This window comes from Nitrosomonas sp. Nm34, from assembly GCF_900113925.1.
Lineage (GTDB): Bacteria > Pseudomonadota > Gammaproteobacteria > Burkholderiales > Nitrosomonadaceae > Nitrosomonas.
Map to the genome: position 1 here is coordinate 1 of NZ_FORD01000103.1, position 5,146 is coordinate 5,146.

The following is a 5,146-nucleotide window of genomic DNA, read 5'->3' on the forward strand; positions in this document are numbered from 1 at the left end:
CTTACACCTTTCGCGAGAAGAAACCCTCACTTAATATCAGGCTCCCTCAAGCTCTTCCAGTCGTGATTTGATGATTCTTATGTCGAACTCACGTTTTATTAATCTTTATTTCTAAATTTAAACCTGGCACTTTTTCTGACCGCTCCTTAATAACCATCTAATAAAATTCTCTCTTCTGTTCTATTAGCTGCTAAGTGGTGAAATGGTACGGCAACCGATTTTTTACCCATGCCGAGCATATCATTGACATCCATTATTCCATACATAGCTTTGCCGTTTGGACTTAATAACAAGTCATCAATTTTACCTACTTTCTTGCCATTTTTATCAATGACGTCTATATCAAAAAGCTTTTTAGCGTTTATATCATAATCTTCAATGCGACTGGTTACAGAGAGACTGTTTGTCTGGTGATTATGGCTGCTGGCATATTCCAATTTAAACTCAGGCATTTTTTCTAACTGTTGCTTAGAAAGATTAATCACAGCTTCTTTCTTTTCTTTGCGTATATCTATATCCTGAAATGGGACAGAGACCGATTTATTACCAACGCCGAGCAGGCCGCCAAATGATATGATTGCATAAGCAACTTTTTCTTTTGTGCTCAATATCAAGTCATCAATTTTACCAACCTTCTTGCCAGTCTGATCAACAACCTTCATATCCATAAAATTTTTGGCAGTGATATCATAGGTCACATCGGTGGAGCCCCATTCAACATTATCACTATTACCATAAGGCTGTTCAGCGCTACTCTTCGAATGACTGCCTTTTTCCCAATTCTGCATACTGCTAGTATGTGCGGATACGCAAGTAAATAAAAAACTGAGACTGACTATGGACGCTATGTTGAAAAGAAATTTACTATGTATCATGATTTAACTCCCTTGACTTTTTAATTAATTTATTAGCACATAAGAGAACGAACGGTTCGAGATCTATTAATTTGGTCGAGTCTTTGAAGAACTGGTTAGCCATGTTAATTTTGCTGCTAATAACAATCTATAACCGCGCCGTTAACAAAAAAATAGCCCTATCACAAGCATGAGTATGGATTCACTAGTGATATTTATGAGCCTTATTTTTTAAAAGGAGAATTCATCCTAGCAAGAAGATCAGGTAATTATCTGTACGAAAGCGTACATAAACCAGAAAAAGGGTTTTTATTTTGGCTATATCACCGCATCATATATCTTCATATCTATCAAGCTGTAGCAGATAAATACTGATACTACATGAATTTTGGTGGGTATGACCTTATTAGGTAATGGATAGCAAATGGAGCCAGATCCAGATTCAAGCATTCTTGCTCTTATTCTAATTCCCAATATAAAAGCCAGTAATTTTTAGTATAAAGCTTATTTTTCATAAGGCATGACGTTATTTTATAACTGCTGTTTCTATTGAAAATTAGAATCACATGAACAGAGTACCCTTAACAGTCGCTTTCCAGTCTTTGTATTGCATGCAATTTCAAATAAACACAGGCTTTGTGCAACCGACCATTTTTACTGCTTGAATATATTTAAATCATTTCTTGCCCAATTCTTTTTTGCATATCAATTACGGAAGCTCCATCCCCTAAATAAATCTGTCCTTTAAATTCGGCTCTATTTCAGATTGATGTACATGCCTTCTATAACAAAGTACCGTCAAGCGTTTCGTTGATGAAATGATAATAGTAATCCATCAGACAATAATTTTTCCTTGTGAAATCGGTGTGATTTCCTCCGTCTACCAATGCTGAAAATAAACCACTTGATCAGTGCGAGCGTAATTGGTTTATTTAAATGGTATAAAAAATTCTAACCTGTGGGCTTCACACTTGCATGACGGACAGGAGTGAAGAGAATCATGGCACAAAGAGAGAAAAATTGAGCGAATCTGTATGATTTTTTGAAACCTTGAAGTCGGCATGAATCCGCGGAAACACGCAAGAGTAGGCGAAAAAACCAACTGGATGAAGGGGTGGTTTTTGAACTGGTGGTAGAGCGGAAACCCGCGTTAAACCATGCTGTATGAGCACATCCGAAACAGTGCTGACTGTTGCGGAGAGCTACATGAAACCCTTGTCTGGTTATTAACTTATCAGGGAATTGCTCATTTTATTTCCATAAATTTAGTAATACCATCGTCTTTAAACGATGACCTCGACTTTAAATATACTGACTCATGCGCGTTTAGCCGGGTGCGGATAGACACTTTAGTTGTTTGCACCCAAGATATGCTAATCCACCTACTTTTATTAGGTGGAAAATTAGTTGTGATCATAAGTGGCTGAACTCCGGATTATTAATCTGACGATCACTGGTATGAGATAAGGGATAGGAGCCAATCGATCTGTAACATGATGTTATATAATAATATTTATGAATTGTGCCGGTGCGTGCGCCGAAGTGAGCGTTGTATTTCGAGTTGCGCTTTCACATAGCGTACATATTCTGATCCGTCGTTCAAAATGTCATAGTAGTTTTTTTATCTGCATTAAAAGTAGTGATAATGATGCGCTATATAACTGTTCTGCTGTTTTTGACATTCTCTCTCCTCTTGTTTGCTGAGAAGAAACCTCCTTATGAATATTATCACTTAGGGAATCAGGCCGATATCACTTCGACAACCCAATCAGACATAGTACTGATGGGTGCGGGTATCGATGTAGACACAGCTTTTCAGTGGATGTGTAATGTGTAAATTGAGTGGCAATGGAGACTTTCTGGTAATCCGAGCAGCCGGGAAAGATGCCTATAACCCTTATATTCAGCAGCTAGCTCAAGTAGTAACTCAGTTGCAACACTCATTATCCCATCCGTAGACGCTGCAAAAGATGAATTTGTCATCAACACTACCAATCAGGCTGAAGCAATATGGATTGCAGGCGGCGATCAATTCAATTACATCAATTATTGGAAGGGAACACTCATGCAGAGAGCTCTTAATGAGCGCATATTACAAGGTGTTCCAATTGGCGGAACAAGTGCAGGCTTAGATGTTCTTGCCCAGTTTATCTATTCTGCACTTCTCAACAAGGGCATGACGTCCAGTGAAGGGCTTGCCGATCCTTTTAATAAGTGCATTACACTTGATCGGGATTTAGTGAATTTATCAATTCTTCAAGGCTTAATCGGTGATGCCGCGTAATACCCCGTGATCGCATGGGGCGTACCATCGACTTTTTGTGTCGTATTTATGATAACGGATGGTCTGATCGGCCTCGTGCTATTTCTATCGATCAAGAAACAGCGCTACTTATTGATGCTCACGCTAGCGGTACAGTGATGGGTAAAAGCAACGCATATTTCCTGTAAGCTCCTGTGCACCAGAAGTTTGTTAAGCAGGCAGCCCGCTAATCTGTAATGACATCAACGTGTATCGAATTAATGCTGCAGCGAGAGGCACTTACCATTTATGGGACTGGTATGGAATTAGTGGCAGGAAACATCTTGTTTCTGCAGTAGAGTGAGGGTTAACTTCAGACTGAGATAATTTCTCACCATACTAGCGAATATGACAGGTGCAAGTCGGCGCATGCCATGGCGGATTTTGGGGAGAAGAATAGAGCCCAGATTGACTCCCAGGGGACGTGTAGTTGGCCGCTGCGGGGCGGGGCATAGAAGTAAGTCATCCCGTGCGTGTGCTCCCAACGACCCCTGGACGAGCGATAGCGTGGAGCTCGTCCCGCTTAAGACTAACTCGACCGGCTTGAGCTTTTACTCGCGCCAACCAGGGTCACCGATCGTGTATCTAGTGATCATCCCGGTGAATAAACCTTAGGAGCCCGCTGCGCTTTCCAAGAGTTGAAGTGTATTTTCAATTGTATCGATACGCCGAATGCTTGGGCCAAAGGCATCACCGAGTATGAACACATCGCCGTTCTTAATCCCTATGTATGCATTGGTGGTTGAATAATAGCGGTAGATGAACCCATCAAACTGCTGATTATCTACGTTTGCAGGAGAAAAATATTGCGGAAACAATTGCTCGGCAAAAATAAAGATCTTTTGCTCTCTGTTAGGCGTTACGGTTGCCATCTCGAGTTCCAATTCTCCATACTGCGGAAGGCTGTCGTAAGGATTCGGAAGACTATCATCGGTTACGTACAGATTACCAGCATAGTTTGTGTCAGCCCGACTGAACGCCTGCATCATCTGATACCATGTTGCGCTATACACAATATGAATAAATCGATCCTTCGGGTAATTTCGTTGCCATTGTTCTGGCTTAAAGTTTACGTAACTCCTCATGCTGCCCTGAAATACCACTAAATTATCAGCAACTGGTTTACTTAAGTAAATTTCATCGGGTACCACTCCAGGGTCTCCCGTTACTGAATAATGGCTACTTTTATTTTTAATGTAGTTATATATTTGTTCGTAATACAGAATGTTTTCATCCGTTCCGTCTGCTGCCATCTGATCAATAAAGAAACCATCAATCACATAGAAGGCTATGTAATTATCAATTTCGATAGCGATATCGATCAGTGGGCGATCTCCATAATCGGTATGTACGTAAGCAATTACCTTTCCCCCAGAGCCACGAATTAAATCGATAGCCGTAACATAGCCAGGATCAGCGCTCATCCCAAACCCATTGTCTGGGTTAATAATTACGGTAGTAGGTACTATTTGAGCTGCTGCAGCCAAGCCATTCCAGTAAGCCGGAGCCGGGGGGCTTGATGGATCGAAATAGGCTGGAACAAAAAGATTAGTGGCGTAAATGTTCGCGCTGAATACCACTGACAAATAAGCTGTGGAAAGGGAAATCAAGCCTTTTATGCTCATGTCAAATAATCTCCTAATGGAATTCATATGCATTATTCTCTTACCTCTTCCGATGCATAGATATCGTACTTTAGTACTAGGAAATTACTATTGATAGAAACTGGAGAGTTACCTGGCATAATTAGAACTGCTAGGGTCTGTTGACGTTTTAAGATAAGTATTTCATAGATAAAAACAAACTCGTAATATTGGGGTTCCTATACCACCAACAAAACGAGTTTGCGATGTCCGAATGAGGCTCAATGATGAGTACTGGTCGAAGCTGGAGAAGATTCTGCTTCAAGAATCGATTGATAACAAGCGCAATCTGCGCATGACGGTAGAAGGCATACTGTATTGAATGCGGGTTGGCTGTCCATGGCGCG

6 protein-coding genes and 1 pseudogene are annotated in these 5,146 nt (G+C 40.8%); 5 read left to right on the forward strand and 2 right to left on the reverse strand.

The window, feature by feature from the left end:
• Window positions 1-146: 146 nt before the first annotated feature.
• On the reverse strand, window positions 147-788 hold the full coding sequence (locus BM283_RS17125; protein WP_175492215.1) for a PRC-barrel domain-containing protein: 642 nt from the start codon (window positions 786-788) through the stop codon (window positions 147-149).
• A gap of 1,711 nt (window positions 789-2,499) precedes the next feature.
• On the opposite strand from BM283_RS17125, the gene BM283_RS18415 reads away from it, so the two are divergent.
• The 4 genes from BM283_RS18415 to BM283_RS18420 all read left to right on the forward strand — a co-directional run bounded on the left by BM283_RS18415 (window position 2,500) and on the right by BM283_RS18420 (window position 3,771).
• Window positions 2,500-2,691: a hypothetical protein gene (locus BM283_RS18415; RefSeq protein ID WP_139225337.1), complete on the forward strand. Its 192-nt coding sequence runs from the start codon at window positions 2,500-2,502 to the stop codon at window positions 2,689-2,691.
• A 144-nt stretch (window positions 2,692-2,835) separates the two neighbouring features.
• Window positions 2,836-3,138, forward strand: coding sequence for a Type 1 glutamine amidotransferase-like domain-containing protein (locus BM283_RS17130; protein WP_302848312.1), 303 nt, complete (start codon window positions 2,836-2,838; stop codon window positions 3,136-3,138).
• A gap of 14 nt (window positions 3,139-3,152) precedes the next feature.
• Window positions 3,153-3,305, forward strand: coding sequence for a hypothetical protein (locus BM283_RS19130; RefSeq protein ID WP_175492216.1), 153 nt, complete (start codon window positions 3,153-3,155; stop codon window positions 3,303-3,305).
• 220 nt (window positions 3,306-3,525) lie between these two features.
• Window positions 3,526-3,771: a hypothetical protein gene (locus tag BM283_RS18420; protein ID WP_139225338.1), complete on the forward strand. Its 246-nt coding sequence runs from the start codon at window positions 3,526-3,528 to the stop codon at window positions 3,769-3,771.
• Here the strand turns inward: BM283_RS18420 and BM283_RS17135 are convergent.
• The gene (locus BM283_RS17135; RefSeq protein ID WP_175492217.1) at window positions 3,768-4,781 is read right to left on the reverse strand and encodes a spherulation-specific family 4 protein; all 1,014 of its coding nucleotides are present in this window, start codon (window positions 4,779-4,781) and stop codon (window positions 3,768-3,770) included. The genes BM283_RS18420 and BM283_RS17135 overlap by 4 nt on opposite strands.
• 232 nt (window positions 4,782-5,013) lie before the next feature.
• Here BM283_RS17135 and BM283_RS20245 point away from each other — a divergent pair.
• Window positions 5,014-5,118: pseudogene (locus tag BM283_RS20245) on the forward strand (IS5/IS1182 family transposase); the annotation flags it as partial.
• Window positions 5,119-5,146 lie beyond the last annotated feature (28 nt).